The sequence below is a fragment of the Exiguobacterium sp. FSL W8-0210 genome (assembly GCF_038006045.1).
GTDB lineage: Bacteria > Bacillota > Bacilli > Exiguobacteriales > Exiguobacteriaceae > Exiguobacterium_A.
In genome coordinates this window covers 475,001-491,781 of sequence record NZ_JBBOUK010000001.1, presented here as the reverse complement: position 1 = coordinate 491,781, position 16,781 = coordinate 475,001, and the positions used below count along the sequence as shown (strand labels likewise).

The 16,781-nt window shown below is 51.7% G+C and carries 13 protein-coding genes, 3 rRNA genes and 1 riboswitch (1 of these 17 cut by a window edge); all 16 genes read right to left on the bottom strand.

The features are described from left to right. Positions 1 to 39 precede the first annotated feature (39 nt). Positions 40 to 1,302: a phosphoribosylamine--glycine ligase gene (purD, locus tag MKY22_RS02610; RefSeq protein WP_341086419.1), complete on the bottom strand. Its 1,263-nt coding sequence runs from the start codon at positions 1,300 to 1,302 to the stop codon at positions 40 to 42. Positions 1,303 to 1,317: 15 nt separating this feature from the next. Further along, complete coding sequence (gene purH / locus MKY22_RS02605; RefSeq protein WP_341086418.1) at positions 1,318 to 2,838, bottom strand: bifunctional phosphoribosylaminoimidazolecarboxamide formyltransferase/IMP cyclohydrolase; 1,521 nt, start codon at positions 2,836 to 2,838, stop codon at positions 1,318 to 1,320. Further along, entirely contained in the window at positions 2,835 to 3,410 is a 576-nt protein-coding gene (gene purN / locus MKY22_RS02600; protein ID WP_290780203.1) for a phosphoribosylglycinamide formyltransferase, read from the bottom strand. The genes purH and purN overlap by 4 nt, the downstream gene beginning before the upstream one ends. Beyond that, entirely contained in the window at positions 3,407 to 4,441 is a 1,035-nt protein-coding gene (purM, locus tag MKY22_RS02595) for a phosphoribosylformylglycinamidine cyclo-ligase (RefSeq protein ID WP_029340745.1), read from the bottom strand. The genes purN and purM overlap by 4 nt, the downstream gene beginning before the upstream one ends. 16 nt (positions 4,442 to 4,457) lie before the next feature. Then, entirely contained in the window at positions 4,458 to 5,867 is a 1,410-nt protein-coding gene (gene purF / locus MKY22_RS02590; RefSeq protein WP_290780202.1) for an amidophosphoribosyltransferase, read from the bottom strand. Continuing rightward, positions 5,843 to 8,062, bottom strand: coding sequence for a phosphoribosylformylglycinamidine synthase subunit PurL (gene purL / locus MKY22_RS02585; RefSeq protein ID WP_341086413.1), 2,220 nt, complete (start codon positions 8,060 to 8,062; stop codon positions 5,843 to 5,845). The genes purF and purL overlap by 25 nt, the downstream gene beginning before the upstream one ends. After that, positions 8,043 to 8,726, bottom strand: coding sequence for a phosphoribosylformylglycinamidine synthase subunit PurQ (gene purQ, locus MKY22_RS02580; protein ID WP_341086411.1), 684 nt, complete (start codon positions 8,724 to 8,726; stop codon positions 8,043 to 8,045). Before purQ ends, purL begins: the two co-directional genes overlap by 20 nt. After that, positions 8,723 to 8,971, bottom strand: coding sequence for a phosphoribosylformylglycinamidine synthase subunit PurS (purS, locus tag MKY22_RS02575; protein ID WP_023467069.1), 249 nt, complete (start codon positions 8,969 to 8,971; stop codon positions 8,723 to 8,725). Before purS ends, purQ begins: the two co-directional genes overlap by 4 nt. Beyond that, complete coding sequence (gene purC / locus MKY22_RS02570; RefSeq protein ID WP_341086407.1) at positions 8,968 to 9,675, bottom strand: phosphoribosylaminoimidazolesuccinocarboxamide synthase; 708 nt, start codon at positions 9,673 to 9,675, stop codon at positions 8,968 to 8,970. Before purC ends, purS begins: the two co-directional genes overlap by 4 nt. Before the next feature lie 59 nt (positions 9,676 to 9,734). Beyond that, positions 9,735 to 11,030 carry an adenylosuccinate lyase gene (purB, locus tag MKY22_RS02565; protein WP_341086404.1) on the bottom strand — a complete coding sequence of 432 codons (1,296 nt, stop codon included), beginning with the start codon at positions 11,028 to 11,030 and terminating at the stop codon, positions 9,735 to 9,737. Next, a complete protein-coding gene (purK, locus tag MKY22_RS02560; protein ID WP_341086401.1) occupies positions 11,027 to 12,130 on the bottom strand; it encodes a 5-(carboxyamino)imidazole ribonucleotide synthase in 1,104 nt (367 codons plus the stop codon). Before purK ends, purB begins: the two co-directional genes overlap by 4 nt. Further along, entirely contained in the window at positions 12,127 to 12,618 is a 492-nt protein-coding gene (purE, locus tag MKY22_RS02555) for a 5-(carboxyamino)imidazole ribonucleotide mutase (protein WP_050678980.1), read from the bottom strand. The genes purK and purE overlap by 4 nt, the downstream gene beginning before the upstream one ends. An 89-nt stretch (positions 12,619 to 12,707) precedes the next feature. Continuing rightward, a riboswitch (purine riboswitch) is annotated at positions 12,708 to 12,809 on the bottom strand. 209 nt (positions 12,810 to 13,018) lie between these two features. Then, positions 13,019 to 13,216: an NETI motif-containing protein gene (locus tag MKY22_RS02550; protein WP_023467064.1), complete on the bottom strand. Its 198-nt coding sequence runs from the start codon at positions 13,214 to 13,216 to the stop codon at positions 13,019 to 13,021. A gap of 99 nt (positions 13,217 to 13,315) precedes the next feature. Beyond that, a 5S ribosomal RNA gene (gene rrf / locus MKY22_RS02545) occupies positions 13,316 to 13,431 on the bottom strand. A 48-nt stretch (positions 13,432 to 13,479) separates the two neighbouring features. Next, a 23S ribosomal RNA gene (locus tag MKY22_RS02540) occupies positions 13,480 to 16,393 on the bottom strand. Positions 16,394 to 16,560: 167 nt separating this feature from the next. Then, positions 16,561 to 16,781 (bottom strand): 16S ribosomal RNA (locus MKY22_RS02535) (it continues 1,341 nt past the right edge of the window). Together the 16S, 23S and 5S rRNA genes form the textbook arrangement of a ribosomal RNA operon.

The following is a 16,781-nucleotide window of genomic DNA, read 5'->3' as shown; positions in this document are numbered from 1 at the left end:
AACCAGACGCGACTCCTTCGAGCACGTCTGGTTCAGATATCATGATTCATGCGAGGCACGAAAGGCTTTTTGAGCGATATCAGTTCGGTAAAAGAATGGCTGATCCGTCACGTCTGGTAAGTTTGCATAGACCTGTTCGACAGCTTGCTCGATCGTCTCGGCACGGCTGACACACACGAGGACACGTCCACCAGCTGAGACAAGTTGATCGTTTCGTCCTGCCGTTCCGGCATGAAAGACGAGAAGACCGTTCCCGATCTGATCAAGTGGAATCACTTGTCCCGTTTTTGGCGCTTCCGGATATCCTTCTGCTGCGACGACGACACCGACAGCTGCTTGATCCGTCCAAACGACTTCTGGTGTCTGTCCGTCCATCAACGGCATGATGACATCAAGCAACGGCGTCTCTAAGCGCGGAAGAATGACTTCTGTTTCCGGATCACCGAACCGGGCATTGAACTCGATGACGAATGGTCCTTGTTTCGTCAGCATCAGACCGGCATAGAGGAAGCCGGTGAACGGAATTCCTTCGCTTGCCATCTGATCGACGAGCGGCTGAATGATGCGAGCAACAGCTTCTGTCGTCAACGCTGCTTCGTCCCACTGAGGAAGCGGAGAATACGCGCCCATGCCTCCTGTGTTCGGACCTAAGTCACCGTCAAACGCCCGTTTATGATCTTGCGACAATACCATCGGGATGACCGTCTCTTCGTGCACGAATGCCATCAACGAACACTCTTCCCCGATCAGGCATTCTTCGATGACGACGCGGCTTTGTTGACCGTATTCTCCGGCAAACGTATCGTGGATTGCAACAAGCGCTTGGTCCACGGTTTCTGCGACCGTGACTCCTTTTCCGGCAGCAAGTCCATCGGCTTTGATGACGATCGGTGCACCCGCTTTGCGAACATACGCCTCTGCATCTGCTGCTGAAGTAAAGACGACGTGAGCAGCGGTCGGAATACCGGCACGCGCCATCAATTCCTTCGCGAACTGCTTACTTCCCTCGATTGCCGCAGCTTCCCGTGTCGGTCCGAAAACCTGCAGTCCCGCTGCCTGAAAGGCGTTAACGACCCCGAGAACGAGTGGTCCTTCTGGTCCGACGATCGTCCAATCAATCTGTTCGTCTTGTGCGAACGCCACGAGTTCATCGATGGCATTTTCGGCGATCGGAACACATGTAGCTTGTGTCATCCCGGCATTCCCAGGCGCAGCATACACTGTCTCGATCCGTTCATCCTGTGCCAGCTTCCAGACGAGCGCGTGTTCACGCCCTCCTTTACCAATCACCAATACCTTCATTCAAATCGCCTCCGCTTAGTGTTTGAAATGTCGAACGTTCGTAAAGACCATCGTGATGCCGTGTTGGTTACACGCATCAATCGACTCTTGATCGCGAATCGAGCCGCCTGGTTGAATGATTGCTGTAATGCCAGCTGCTGCTGCCGCTTCGACCGTATCACCCATTGGGAAGAAGGCATCGGAAGCAAGGGACGCGCCGATCGCTTTTTCTCCAGCTTGCGTGATTGCAATGTTCGCTGAACCAACACGGTTCATCTGTCCTGCACCGACACCGACGGTTACTTCGTCTTTTGCAAGAACGATCGCATTCGACTTGACGTGTTTGACAGCGCGCCATGCGAGTTTCAAGTCTTCCCATTCCGCTGCTGTCGGTTTGCGGTCTGTCACGACACGTGCTGCTGCATCATCTAATGTCTCATCGTCACTGTCTTGGACGAGCATACCGCCGGCAACTGCTGTATAGCGGATCGCTTGGACACGTTTGACGTCGAGTTCAAGCAGACGGATGTTCTTTTTCGCTGACAACAAGGCGAATGCGTCTTCTGTGAAGGACGGGGCGATGATGATCTCAAGGAAGATACCGCTTAGTTGTTCTGCTGTCTCTAGGTCGACTTCACGGTTCAAGGCGACGATGCCTCCGAAAATTGAAACCGGATCGGCTGCATGAGCGCGGCGGAATGCCTCTCCGATCGTTGGACCGACGGCAACACCACATGGGTTCATGTGTTTGACGACGACGGCTGCTGCTTCACGAAACTCGTCGAGAATTTCGAGTGCGGCGTTCGCATCTTGAATGTTGTTATACGACAACTCTTTACCGTGTAACTGTTTCGCTGAAGCGAGGGAAGCCCCACGGTAAATCGGTGTTTTATAAAAGGCTGCTTCTTGGTGTGGATTTTCTCCGTAACGGAGATCCTGGACTTTCTCAAGCGTGATCGTCAACTGGTCCGGGAACTTCTCGCCTGTTTGTGTCAAGAAATAATCCGCGATCAACGCATCGTACGCCGCTGTATGACGGAAAGCTTTCGCTGCAAGACGTTGGCGTGTCTCAAACGTTGTTCCACCTTCACGAACCTCAGCAACGACTGTTTCGTAATCAGCTGGATCGACGACGACCGTCACAGCCGCGTGGTTCTTCGCTGCAGATCGCAACATGCTTGGACCACCGATATCGATGTTCTCAATCGCATCCGCATACGCAACGTCTTCTTGTAAAACTGTCTGCTTGAACGGATACAAGTTGACGACGACGAAATCAATCGGTTGAATCTGTTGCGCAGCCATCTGTTCGCGATGGGATTCAAGATCACGACGACCAAGTAGTCCACCGTGGACCATCGGATGAAGTGTCTTGACACGTCCATCGAGCATCTCTGGGAATTGTGTGACTTCACTGATACCAATGACCGGAAGCCCGGCTTCCTCTAATGCTTGATGTGTTCCGCCTGTCGAGACAAGCTCGATCCCTGCTTCATGAAACGCTCGTCCTAATTCGACGATCCCTGTTTTATCCGACACACTAATTAACGCTCTCATACGTTTGCCTCCTCTTTCATCCACTCTTCGATGACTTGCGGATACAGTCTATGTTCGACACGCTGAATCGCTTGTTGCAACGTTTCACGCGTCATCTCTTCTGTAATCCGGACGGCTTCTTGAGCCATGATCGGTCCTGTGTCCATGCCTTCATCGACTATATGAATTGTAACACCTGTGATTTTAACTCCGCCACGAAATGCTTGTCCGATCGCATCTTTTCCCGGGAAGGCCGGAAGTAGCGACGGGTGGATGTTGACGATCCGCCCTGCGTATCGTCCGAGCAACTCTTCCCCGATCAATCGCATGTAGCCGGCAAGGATGATCCGTTCGACACCCTTCGCTTCAAGACGGGCAATGATCTCCCGCTCAAAGCTCGGTTTATCCGGATAGTCCTTCGCCCGAAAGACGAAGACGTCACATCCGCGTCGTTTTGCCCGCTCGATGACTGCTGCGTCCGGTTGATCGCAGACGATCAGTTCGATCGAGGCATGTAACGCTCCTGCCTCGATTGCTTCAAAAAGTGCTTCGACATTACTACCGCTACCAGATGCAAAACAGGCGATCTTCATGCGTCGACTCCTTGAATCCGGACACCTTCTTGATCGGTCACCTGACCAATCACGTACGCCGTCTCATTTTCACGAGCGAGGCGTGCTGTCACTTCCGCGACATCTTCTGGTTTGACGATCAACATGAAACCGATCCCCATGTTGAAGACGTTGTACATGTCATGTCGTGGCAAATCACCCGCTTGCTCGAGCCAGTCGAAGACTGGTAACGTCGGCCACTTTTTCGGGTCGAACGATGCGCCAAGCCCTTCCGGTAAGACACGTGGTACGTTCTCGTAGAAACCACCACCCGTAATATGGACCATCGCTTGGATCTTTTCCGTCTCAAGGGCTGCTTTGACCGCTTCGACGTAGATTCGTGTTGGCATGAGGAGCGCATTTCCGAGCGTATGACCAAGCATCATGACTTCATCTTCGTAGCGGAGTCCACTGTCGGCGACGATTTTACGGACGAGTGAGAACCCGTTCGAATGGACGCCAGACGAAGCGAGACCGAGAATGACATCTCCTGCTGCGACGTTATCACCTGTGATCAATTTTTGTTTCTCGACGGCACCGACGGCGAACCCGGCGATATCATATTCGCCGTCCGCATACATCCCTGGCATTTCCGCTGTCTCGCCGCCGATTAACGTACACCCCGCCTGGACGCAACCTTCTGCGACACCTGCGACGATCCGTTCGATCTTCGCCGGAATCGCCTGACCGAGCGCGATATAATCAAGGAAATAAAGTGGTTCCGCGCCTTGGACGATGATATCGTTCACACACATCGCGACACAGTCGATTCCGATCGTATCGTGTTGTTCCAGTGCGAAAGCGAGCTTGAGCTTCGTACCGACACCGTCTGTCCCACTGACGAGGACTGGTTCTTTCAACTGCAATTGGCTGAGGTCGAACATCGCACCAAAGCTACCGAGTCCCGTCAATACTTCTTTGCGCATCGAACGGGCGACGTGTTTTTTCATTCGGGTGACTGACTCATATCCTGCTGTCAGACTCACACCTGCTGCTTCGTAATGTTTGCTCATGTTCTTCCCCCATCTATCAAAGTTTAGCTTCTAACTCGAGCGAACCGAGCGGTGTCGGATACTCTCCTGTGAAGCAAGCGGTACATTGTCCTTTTAATGGTCCATCGAACGGGCGGTCGATTGCATCGACCATACCCGGTACAGTTAGGAATTCAAGTGAATCAGCACCGATTTCTTGACGGATTTCTTCCGGCATCAACCGGGCAGAGATCAACTCGTCTTTTGACGATGTATCAATCCCGTAATAACATGGATTCGTAATCGGTGGTGCCGTGATGCGGACATGAACTTCCGTCGCACCCGCTTCACGTAATAAACCGACGATCCGGCGACTCGTCGTTCCCCGGACGATCGAATCATCGACCATGATGACACGCTTTCCTTGTACAACGCCGCGTAGCGCGGACAACTTCATTTTGACCCCACGTTCCCGTAACTCTTGTGACGGCTGGATGAACGTCCGTCCGACATACCGGTTCTTGATCAATCCCATTTCATATGGAATCCCACTCGCTTCCGCGTAACCGATCGCTGCCGAAATACTTGAATCCGGTACCCCTGTAACGACGTCTGCTTCGACCGGTGCTTCTTCATACATCTTTTTCCCAAGTGCTTTGCGGGCTGTATGGACGTTGACGCCATCAATGATTGAATCCGGACGTGAGAAGTAGATGTATTCCATCGAACACATCGCTCGTTCACGTGGTTCCATGTATTGACGAGACGACATGCCGTGTTCTGTGATCGTCACGAGCTCCCCCGGCTCGATATCACGAATGAACTCTGCACCGACGATATCAAAGGCACATGTCTCTGACGCAAATACGATGCCGCCGTCCGGTGTCTTCCCGAGTGACAGTGGACGCAGTCCGTGTGGATCAACCGCCACGAATAACGTATCTTCCGTTAAAAAGAGGAAGGCAAATGCCCCGACAAGACGCGCGAGACTGTCGGCAATCCGGTCTTCAAGTGTATCGAGCTTACTGCGTTTGACGAGATGGGCGACGACTTCCGTATCGCTCGTCGTCTGAAAGATTGCACCTTCTGCTTCGAGTAGATGCTTCAGTGAATCCGCGTTGACGAGGTTCCCGTTGTGTGCGAGAGCGAGATCTCCCGTCCGCGACTTGAAATGCAGCGGTTGGGTATTCTCAAGTGTGTTTCCACCTGCTGTCGAATACCGGACGTGTCCGATCGCATGATGTCCTTTAAGATTCGTCAGTATCTCTTCCGAAAAGACTTCCGTCACCAGTCCTTGCCCGCGGTGCGGGAAGAGGTCGTCGCCGTCACTCGTGACGATGCCTGCCCCTTCCTGTCCCCGGTGTTGCAAACTATGCAAGCCGTAGTAAGCGAGTTGCGCTGCATTCGGTTGTCCGAAAATCCCGAAGACGCCACACTCCTCATTTAGTCCTTTGATGTCATATAACACGCGATTGCTCCTTCCCAGTCTCCCTGTAAGGTCGAACGGTCTGCTTCGATCCGTGTCTCTGCCGTTTCGATGACAAGAAGCTCATCGTTCGTGACGACACCGATCGCTTGAGCACCAGTCCGTTGTTCGAATGCTGTGACGTGCGCTTGTGGCACAGTGACGATGAAGCGTGATTGCGATTCACTGAACAGATGTAACGTTGGTCCGTTGAACTGAACTGTCAACCCGAGATTCGTTCCAAACGTCATCTCAGCGAGAGCGATGGCAAGACCACCTTCTGATACATCATGCATCGCATTGACTTCACCTGCTTGTACTGCCTGCTGTAACACTTGTAAGCGTGCGTGTTCGACGGCTAAATCAATCTGTGGTGCGCGACCGAATGATTTACCGAATTGCATATATTGAAGCTCACTACCACCAAACTCGGCTGTTGTTTCTCCTAATAGATAGATCTTGTCACCTGCTTGTTTGACGTGTTGCGTTGTGATCCATTCGGTTCGCTCGTGTAATCCGACCATTCCGACGACCGGTGTCGGATGAACCGCTTGACCGGCTGACTCATTGTAGAGTGAGACGTTTCCTCCGATGACAGGTGTCTCAAGGACACGACATGCTTCAGCCATACCGGCTGTTGCTTGCTGCAACTGCCAGAAGCCTTCTGGTTTATCCGGATTTCCGAAGTTCAGACAATCCGTGATGGCGAGTGGTGTCGCCCCACTCGCGACGATATTACGTGCTGCTTCCGCAACCGCGATCTGTCCACCGACGTATGGATCCAAGTAGACGAAACGGCTGTTACAGTCGGTCGTCATCGCGAGCGCTTTGTTCGTGCCGCGGACACGAATGACGGCTGCGTCTGATCCTGGTGCGACGACGGTCGATGTCTGGACCATATGATCGTACTGATCGTAGACCCAGCGTTTTGAAGCGATCGTCGGCTGACGGAGTAACGCCCGCCATGTCTCAACGACATCTTCGACGACTGGAAGCGTCTCTTCCATCGCTTGGAATTCTTCATAATACGAAGGAACGCGAGATGGTTTTTCGTAAACTGGTGCTTCTTCTGCTAACGCATCAACCGGAACTTCTGCCACAATATCTCCATGATGAATCAACCGTAAGACTTTCTCTTCAATGACTTCTCCGACGTGAACGGCATGGAGGCCCCATTTGCTGACGATCGCTTCGATCTCTGCTTCGCGACCACGCTTGACGACGAGTAACATCCGCTCTTGTGATTCCGAGAGCATCATTTCGTAGGCAGTCATCCCTGTTTCTCGTTGCGGGACGTCATCGAGGTGCATCTCGATGCCCATACCGGCTTTTGAAGCCATCTCTGCTGAAGACGATGTCAGTCCGGCAGCACCCATGTCCTGCATCCCGACGAGTGCTGGATGACCAACGATCTCAAGACAAGCTTCAATCAATAGCTTCTCCATGAACGGATCGCCGACTTGAACAGCTGGACGTTTTGCTTCCGTATCTTCTCCGAGATCCTCCGAGGCGAACGTCGCACCATGAATACCATCGCGCCCAGTCGCTGCACCGACGTACATGACTGAGTTCCCGACACCTTTTGCCTGACCTTTTTGAATATCGGCATGGTTGATCAAACCGATACACATCGCATTGACGAGTGGATTGCCTTCATACGAACGATCAAATCCGATTTCGCCACCGATCGTTGGAATCCCGACACAGTTGCCATACCCCGCGATCCCTGCAACGACTTGTTCAAACAGTTGATTGACACGTGGTGTACCGAGATGACCGAAACGGAGCGAGTTCATGAGCGCAACTGGTCGTGCGCCCATCGAGAAGATGTCACGAATGATTCCGCCGACGCCTGTCGCAGCCCCTTGGTACGGTTCAACAGCGGATGGATGATTGTGGCTTTCAATCTTAAAGACGACTGCCTGCTCATCCCCGATATCAACGACACCTGCCCCTTCCCCTGGTCCTTGTAAGACACGTGGTCCAGTCGTCGGGAATTGACGGAGGACGGGTTTAGATGTCTTGTATGAACAATGCTCGGACCACATGACCGAGAACAATCCTGTTTCCGTATAGTTCGGTTGGCGTCCGAGTAAATCGACGACCATCTGGTATTCCGTATCACTCAAGCCCATCGTGGCATAGACGCGTTGCTCTTGAATCAATTCTGGTGTTGGTTCAGACTGTTGTTTTAGCATGGTGTGCCCCCTGTTTGACGAGTGAAGTAAAGAGTTTTAGTCCATCTGTTCCGCCGGTCAAGAGTTCGACCGCTCGTTCCGGGTGTGGCATCATCCCGAGAACGTTGCCGGCTTTGTTCGTGATCCCGGCGATATCACCGCGTGAGCCGTTCGGATTATCGACATACGTGAAGGCGATTTGTCCGTTCGTTTGCAGCATCGCGTAAGTCGCATCATCGCAGTAGTAATTTCCTTCGCCGTGCGCGATCGGAATCGAGATCGTCTCGCCTGGCAGATAATCCGATGTAAATCGTGTCTTCGTATTTTCAACCTTCAGTTCAACCGTCCGGCACATGAACTTCAAGCCGTTGTTGCGGTGCAAGACACCTGGCAAGAGTTCCGCTTCGACAAGGATCTGGAATCCGTTACAGACCCCGAGGACCGTTTTCCCTTCTGCCGCAAAACGTTTGACTTCTTCCATGATCGGTGAGAAGCGCGCGATCGCGCCGCAACGAAGGTAATCTCCGTAGGAGAATCCGCCCGGCAGTAGGACGCCGTCGTAGCCTTCAAGTGATGTTTCGGTATGGAAGACGTATTCCGCTTCTTCTCCGAGAGCATCCTTGACCGCATGGTACATATCTAAATCACAGTTCGATCCCGGAAAGACGATGACCGCGAACTTCATGCTGGCGTCACCTCTTCGATCGTAATCTGGTAATCTTCCATCACTGTGTTGACGAGTAGTTTTTGACACATCTCATGAATCATCGCTTCTGTCGTTTCCGTTTCAACGAGCAGTTCAATCTGTTTTCCGATTCGGACACTCTCGACACCCGTAAAACCAAGCTGTTGCAATCCGCCTTTTACAGCAACTCCTTGTGGATCTAAAATGCTTTCCCGTAATGCGATCGATACGATGACTTTTTTCATTGTGTGTTTCCCCCTAGGCGATTGAATAGTGTTTGGTAAGTCTCTGTCAGTGAACCGATATTGCGTCGGAAGACATCTTTATCGAGATGTTCTCCAGTTTCCTGATCCCACAGGCGGCATGTATCAGGTGAGATCTCATCAGCCAGTAGAATCGTTCCATCTGCCGTCTTGCCGTATTCCAATTTAAAATCAATCAACGTGATTCCGTTTTGACGGAAGTAAGGTTGCAAGATTTCATTCACGCGAAGTGCTTTATCCGACAACTCTTTTAACTCTTCAGAAGTCGCAATCTTCAGTAAATTAATGTGTGATGAGGTGACGAGTGGATCGCCTAACGTATCATCTTTATAGTAGAACTCAACGATTGGTGTTTCGAGCACCGTACCCTCTTCGATACCGAGCCGTTTACTCAAGCTCCCCGCGACGACGTTTCGGACGACGACTTCGAGTGGGATGATGGTGACACGACGTACGAGCTGTTCGCGCTCCGAGACACGTTCAATGAAATGTGTCGGAATGCCCGCTTGTTCGAGGATTTCAAAGAAATGACTCGTCAATCGGTTGTTTAATTCGCCTTTTCCAGCAAAGACTTCTTTTTTCTCGCCGTTGAATGCCGTGGCTTCGTCTTTATAGACGATCCGGAGCACATCCTGCTCCTGCGTCGTGTACAATCGTTTTGCTTTTCCTTCATAAAGTGGTTGCATCGCTTTCGTCCCCCATGATCCTAAGATGTAGACGGGGCACGTGCCCCGTCTCAGGTTGATTAGTTCAAGCCACACCGTTCAAAGATTTCATCGACGCGACTCGTATGGTACGTCGGATCGAAACACGCATCAAGCTCTTCTTCTGTGAAAAGCTGTTGAATCTCTTCTTCTTGCCACAATAAGTCACGGAACATGATTTGTTCTTCCCACGCCTGCATCGCACGCGGTTGAACGAAATCATAGGCGGCTTCACGTGACCAGCCTTTTTCGATTAAAGCGAGTAAGACATGTCCAGAGAAGATGACCCCGAACGTCCGGTCCATGTTCCGCTTCATGTTTTCCGGGAAGACCGTCAAGTTCTTCACGATGTTTCCGAAACGGTTCAACATATAGTTGAGCAGTCCTGTCGCATCCGGAAGAATAATGCGTTCTGCCGAAGAATGAGAGATATCCCGTTCGTGCCAGAGTGAGACGTTCTCGTACGCCGTCACCATGTGTCCACGGATGACTCGGGCAAGACCTGTCATGTTCTCTGAACCGATTGGATTCCGCTTGTGCGGCATCGCCGATGATCCTTTTTGACCTTTAGCGAAGAATTCTTCGACTTCACGTGTTTCCGTCTTTTGCAGACCCCGGATTTCCGTTGCCATCTTTTCGATCGATGTCGCGATCAGAGCAAGCGTCGACATATAGTGTGCATGACGATCACGTTGTAACGTTTGCGTTGAGACCGGAGCGGGCTTTGTCCCTAACTTTTCGCAGACATACTTTTCAATGAATGGGTCGATGTTCGCGAATGTCCCGACGGCACCTGACATCTTGCCATATTCGACCGTCTCACGTGCTGCTTCGAAACGGACTTTGTTTCGTTTCATCTCTTCATACCAAAGCGCTAGTTTCAGACCGAACGTCGTCGGTTCTGCATGTACGCCATGTGTGCGTCCCATCATGACCGTATATTTATGTTCGTTCGCTTTGACTTTTAAGATATCGATGAATCGATCGAGATCTGCAGAAAGAATGTCATTTGCTTGCTTCAACAGATACGAGAGTGCTGTATCGACGACGTCCGTTGACGTGAGTCCGTAATGGACCCACTTGCGTTCTTCTCCGAGTGTCTCAGAGACGGCACGCGTGAAGGCGATGACATCATGACGTGTCTCTTGCTCGATTTCAAGGATCCGGTTGACATCAAATGAGGCATTGTCCCAAAGCAACTGGACGTCCTCTTTCGGGATGACTCCTAGTTCACTCCATGCTTCACACGCAAGGATCTCGACTTTTAACCAAGCCTCGAATTTGTTTTGTTCGGTCCAGATCGCTTTCATCTCAGGACGTGTATACCGTTCGATCATTGAACTGTCTCCTTCCATATCGACAGGCGTTCGACTTCTGCCAAAGCATCGTCGACCGTATCCGCAAGAATGTTCAAATGGCCCATCTTGCGTCCTGTCTTGGCTTCTGCTTTTCCATATAAGTGAACTTTCGTCCGAGCGTTTAGTCTCGGTAGTTCCTCGTATAATGCTGTGACATGCTGACCCAGGATGTTCGCCATGACGACCGGTGTCGTCAGACGGGTATCACCGAGTGGGAGACCACTGATGGCACGGATATGTTGCTCGAATTGGGATGTTTCGCAAGCATCAATCGAATAGTGACCCGAATTGTGTGGTCGGGGTGCTAGTTCATTGACGATTAGTCGAGAACCAACGACGAACAACTCGATGGCTAGTGTACCGATCAGCCCGACGGCATCCGCGATCGATTGAGCGAGCGCAATTGCTTCTTGTTCGAGCGATTCAGAAATGCGTGCCGGTACAATCGATAGATGCAAAATGTTCTCTTGGTGAATGTTCTCACTGACTGGGAAGACACGTGTTTCTGTTGCGCTTCGAGTGACGATGACGGAAATTTCCTGATCAAACGGTAACCACTGCTCCGCAACATACTCTGTCGGTTCGAATCGTTCGATTGCCGCTTGGAACTGTTCTTCCGTCCGGATGACGGTCTGTCCTTTTCCGTCATAGCCGAATCGTGCTGTCTTCAAGACGAACGGTAACCCGAGTCGCTGTTTTGCTTCCTCTAAGTCAGAAGGATGCGTCACCGGATAGTACGGAGCGACAGAGTGTCCAATGCGTTCAATCATCTCTTTTTCCCGTACCCGATGTTGCGTTTGAAAAAGAAGATCGGTTCCGTGAATCAGTTTCGTTCCAATCGCTTCAGCGACTTCCGTTGAGATGTTCTCGAATTCGTAGGTGACGACATCTGATTCAGCTGCGAGCTGTTTGGCTGCCTCGACATCCGTGAAGGGAGCTTGGATATGTTGATCCGCCACTTGCGCACACGGTGCGTTGTCCGTTGGGTCGAGTGTCAAAATCTCAAAGCCCATCTCACGCGCCGACAAAGCCATCATTCGACCAAGTTGACCGCCGCCTAATATCCCGATTCGTTTCATAGCAAGTTTCCTCCAGATGCAATGACGTCTCCTTCTAGTTCGACTCGCATATGATCGAGCTTGCGGGCAAGTCGTTCATCTTGAATCGAAAGAATTTGAGCAGCTAGCAATCCGGCGTTTTTTGCGCCTGCTTCTCCGATGGCAACCGTTGCGACCGGTACACCACCTGGCATTTGAACGATCGAGAGCAAGGAATCAATTCCTTGGAGCGCTCTACTTTTCACAGGAACACCGACGACGGGTAATGTCGTTTTAGCGGCTACCATGCCCGGTAGATGAGCAGCACCGCCTGCACCGGCAATGATGACCTTCAGTCCTCGTTCACGTGCTGATTCAGCATAACGAAACATTAGATCCGGTGTCCGGTGTGCGGAAACGACTTTCTTTTCGTAAGGAATCTCAAGTTGCTCCAACACATCACATGTATGTTTCATCGTTTCCCAATCCGATTGACTTCCCATGATGACGCCGACTTCTGCATTTCCCATCGCTGTTTCCTCCTTTGTGCATAAAAAAAGCCCAAACCACGGCTAAAAGGGTGGCTTAGGGTATAAAAAGGTACGCCAAAGAAATATCGACGAACATCCATATACCCCATAGTCCAACGATTTAGGGTCGTTGGGTAGAAACTTGCAAGCCATATCCCTGCTATTATACGAGGTGTTTATATTCAATCATCCTGTCACGACTTCATCTTAACAAGTCCATCCCAAGGCGTCAACCAAAGGCGAACAATTTAATTGTCTGAAAATTTATCGTTCGGTTTTAAAAGTAGTTTTTCTGATTTCATCTAGTGTCCATTCGGAGTTTATTTTCTTGAAAGGCATCACATCGAATCAAGCACTAAAAAAAGCACCCTCCACATGATTCGGAGGATGCTCTAGGCAGTTATTCGTTCTCTTTCACTTTGCAATCGAAGACGATTTGCTGACGAATTGGATACGGTTCGCCATTAGCGTCTAATCCAAAGATCGGTTCTTCTCGTCGGACCGTCGGGCGGTATCCCATGGCATCGATACGATCCAAACAGGCACCAATCGTCTCGTTCTCTTCGACGGCTACGCGTAGTTTCGTTTTTTTCGCCATATCCCTGTTCAGTCCCTTCATTAAAATGGATACATGTCTTTCTACAAAAAGACACAAAAAAGCGGCGGCCCTTGAGCGTATGCTCCAGAACCACCGTTTGCCTGGCAACGTCCTATCCTCACAGGGGGAAGCCCCCAACTACTTTCGGCGTTCAAGTGCTTAACTTCCGTGTTCGGCATGGGAACGGGTGTGACCACTTGGCTATCGTCACCAGACGATCGGGCTCGCGCCCTCAAAACTGAAGTCATCAACAATGCATCTGCTAGAACAAGGCCTCGACCGATTAGTATCACTCAGCTCCACATGTCGCCATGCTTCCACCCGTGACCTATCTACCTCATCGTCTCTGAGGGGTCTTTCTTGATTACTCAAAGGGAAATCTCATCTTGGAGGGGGCTTCATGCTTAGATGCTTTCAGCATTTATCCCGTCCGCACGTAGCTACCCAGCGATGCTCCTGGCGGAACAACTGGTACACCAGCGGTGCGTCCATCCCGGTCCTCTCGTACTAAGGACAGCTCTCCTCAAATTTCCTGCGCCCACGACGGATAGGGACCGAACTGTCTCACGACGTTCTGAACCCAGCTCGCGTACCGCTTTAATGGGCGAACAGCCCAACCCTTGGGACCTACTCCAGCCCCAGGATGCGATGAGCCGACATCGAGGTGCCAAACCTCCCCGTCGATGTGGACTCTTGGGGGAGATCAGCCTGTTATCCCCAGGGTAGCTTTTATCCGTTGAGCGATGGCCCTTCCATGCGGAACCACCGGATCACTAAGCCCGACTTTCGTCCCTGCTCGACTTGTAGGTCTCGCAGTCAAGCTCCCTTCTGCCTTTGCGCTCTACGAATGATTTCCAACCATTCTGAGGGAACCTTTGGGCGCCTCCGTTACTGTTTAGGAGGCGACCGCCCCAGTCAAACTACCCGCCTGACACGGTCCTCCAGCCGGATCACGGCTGCGAGTTAGAGACTCTATGCATGAAGGGCGGTATCCCAAGGGTGACTCCTCCGAAGCTGGCGCTCCGGGCTCGACGTCTCCCGCCTATCCTGTACATCATGCACAAAGCCTCAATATCAGGCTGTAGTAAAGCTCCATGGGGTCTTTCCGTCCTGTCGCGGGTAACCTGCATCTTCACAGGTACTATGATTTCACCGGGTCTCTCGTTGAGACAGTGCCCAAATCGTTACGCCTTTCGTGCGGGTCGGAACTTACCCGACAAGGAATTTCGCTACCTTAGGACCGTTATAGTTACGGCCGCCGTTTACTGGGGCTTCGGTTCAAAGCTTCGCTTGCGCTAACCCATCCCCTTAACCTTCCAGCACCGGGCAGGCGTCAGCCCCTATACGTCATCTTGCGATTTAGCAGAGACCTGTGTTTTTGCTAAACAGTCGTTTGGGCCTATTCACTGCGGCTCTACTCATGTAGAGCGTCCCTTCTCCCGAAGTTACGGGACCATTTTGCCGAGTTCCTTAACGAGAGTTATCCCGCGCGTCTTAGAATTCTCATCTCGCCTACCTGTGTCGGTTTACGGTACTGGCGCCTTCCCCCTCACTAGAGGCTTTTCTTGGCAGTGTGAAATCGTGACCTACGTCCCTACGGGACTCCGCGTCGTTCCTTGACTTTGGTGCCTGACGGATTTGCCAATCAGACGGTCTTGAAACTTGCACATGCACTTCCATCCGCATGCGTCACTATCCTCCTGCGTCCCCCCATTGTTCAAACGGTGGATCGGCGGTACAGGAATATCAACCTGTTATCCATCGCCTACGCCTTTCGGCCTCGGCTTAGGTCCAGACTAACCCTGAGCGGACGAGCCTTCCTCAGGAAACCTTGGGCTTTCGACGGAGGGGATTCTCACCCCTCTTTTCGCTACTCACACCGGCATTCTCACTTCCAAACGCTCCACTGCTCCTTCCGGTACAGCTTCACAGCGGTTTGGAACGCTCCCCTACCATTCCTTACGGAATCCGCAGCTTCGGTGGTATGTTTAGCCCCGTTACATTTTCGGCGCGGCGCCACTCGACTAGTGAGCTATTACGCACTCTTTGAATGGTGGCTGCTTCTAAGCCAACATCCTAGCTGTCTAGGCAGCGCCACATCCTTTTCCACTTAACATACACTTTGGGACCTTAGCTGGCGGTCTGGGCTGTTTCCCTCTTGACTACGGATCTTATCACTCGCAGTCTGACTCCCGAGTATAAGTTGCTGGCATTCGGAGTTTAACTGAATTCGGTAACCCTGTGGGGGCCCCTAGTCCAATCAGTGCTCTACCTCCAGAACTCTCAACCTCGAGGCTAGCCCTAAAGCTATTTCGGGGAGAACCAGCTATCTCCAGGTTCGATTGGCATTTCACCGCTACCCACACCTCATCCCCGCACTTTTCAACGTGCGTGGGTTCGGACCTCCAGTCAGTGTTACCTGACCTTCATCCTGGACATGGGTAGATCACCTGGTTTCGGGTCTACGACAACGCACTGAACGCCCTGTTCAGACTCGCTTTCGCTACGGCTCCGCCTCATCGGCTTAACCTCGCGCGTTATCGTAACTCGCCGGTTCATTCTACAAAAGGCACGCCATCACCCGTTAACGGGCTCTGACTACTTGTAGGCATACGGTTTCAGGATCTATTTCACTCCCCTTCCGGGGTGCTTTTCACCTTTCCCTCACGGTACTGGTTCACTATCGGTCACTAGGGAGTATTTAGCCTTGGGAGATGGTCCTCCCGGATTCCGACGGGGTTTCACGTGTCCCGCCGTACTCAGGATCCACTCTGGAGGGAAAACAGTTTCAGCTACAGGGCTGTCACCTTCTTCGGCCGACCTTTCCAGGTCCTTCACCTACTGTCTTCCTTTTTGACTCCGTATAGAGTGTCCTACAACCCCGAAGAGCATGCTCTCCGGTTTGGGCTGTTCCCGTTTCGCTCGCCGCTACTCAGGGAATCGCATTTGCTTTCTCTTCCTCCGGGTACTTAGATGTTTCAGTTCCCCGGGTCTGCCTCACGTTACACTATGTATTCATGTAACATGTCCCATCCCATTACGGATGGTGGGTTCCCCCATTCGGAAATCTTCGGATCAAAGCATACTTACTGCTCCCCGAAGCATATCGCTGTTCGTCGCGTCCTTCATCGGCTCCTAGTGCCAAGGCATCCACCGTACGCCCTTCATACCTTGATCTAGCGTTGGTATTCTAAGAACACACGTCTTAAATGACATGGTTAATTAAAAGTTTGATGTCTTGTTGATGTCTTCAGTTTTCAAGGTGCGAGTGTCTCTTACGAGACTGAGAGACGAGCTCTCAAAACTGAACGATGGGCATGTCCCGTAAGGGACGTTTTCCTTAGAAAGGAGGTGATCCAGCCGCACCTTCCGATACGGCTACCTTGTTACGACTTCACCCCAATCATCTACCCCACCTTCGACGGCTGGCTCCTTACGGTTACCTCACCGGCTTCGGGTGTTGCAAACTCTCGTGGTGTGACGGGCGGTGTGTACAAGACCCGGGAACGTATTCACCGCAGTATGCTGACCTGCGATTACTAGCGATTCCGACTTCATGCAGGCG

Coding starts and splice junctions, on each gene's coding strand:
- purN (WP_290780203.1), bottom strand. CDS start 3,410: ATGAAGATCGCCTGTTTTGCATCTGGTAGCGGTAGTAATGTCGAAGCA.
- purQ (WP_341086411.1), bottom strand. CDS start 8,726: ATGAAGTTCGCGGTCATCGTCTTTCCGGGATCGAACTGTGATTTAGAT.
- purB (WP_341086404.1), bottom strand. CDS start 11,030: ATGATCGAACGGTATACACGTCCTGAGATGAAAGCGATCTGGACCGAA.
- purS (WP_023467069.1), bottom strand. CDS start 8,971: ATGAAAAAAGTCATCGTATCGATCGCATTACGGGAAAGCATTTTAGAT.
- purK (WP_341086401.1), bottom strand. CDS start 12,130: ATGAAACGAATCGGGATATTAGGCGGCGGTCAACTTGGTCGAATGATG.
- purC (WP_341086407.1), bottom strand. CDS start 9,675: ATGCAACCACTTTATGAAGGAAAAGCAAAACGATTGTACACGACGCAG.
- purL (WP_341086413.1), bottom strand. CDS start 8,062: ATGCTAAAACAACAGTCTGAACCAACACCAGAATTGATTCAAGAGCAA.
- purM (WP_029340745.1), bottom strand. CDS start 4,441: ATGAGCAAACATTACGAAGCAGCAGGTGTGAGTCTGACAGCAGGATAT.
- purE (WP_050678980.1), bottom strand. CDS start 12,618: ATGGGAAATGCAGAAGTCGGCGTCATCATGGGAAGTCAATCGGATTGG.
- purH (WP_341086418.1), bottom strand. CDS start 2,838: ATGAGAGCGTTAATTAGTGTGTCGGATAAAACAGGGATCGTCGAATTA.
- MKY22_RS02550 (WP_023467064.1), bottom strand. CDS start 13,216: ATGGCGAAAAAAACGAAACTACGCGTAGCCGTCGAAGAGAACGAGACG.
- purD (WP_341086419.1), bottom strand. CDS start 1,302: ATGAAGGTATTGGTGATTGGTAAAGGAGGGCGTGAACACGCGCTCGTC.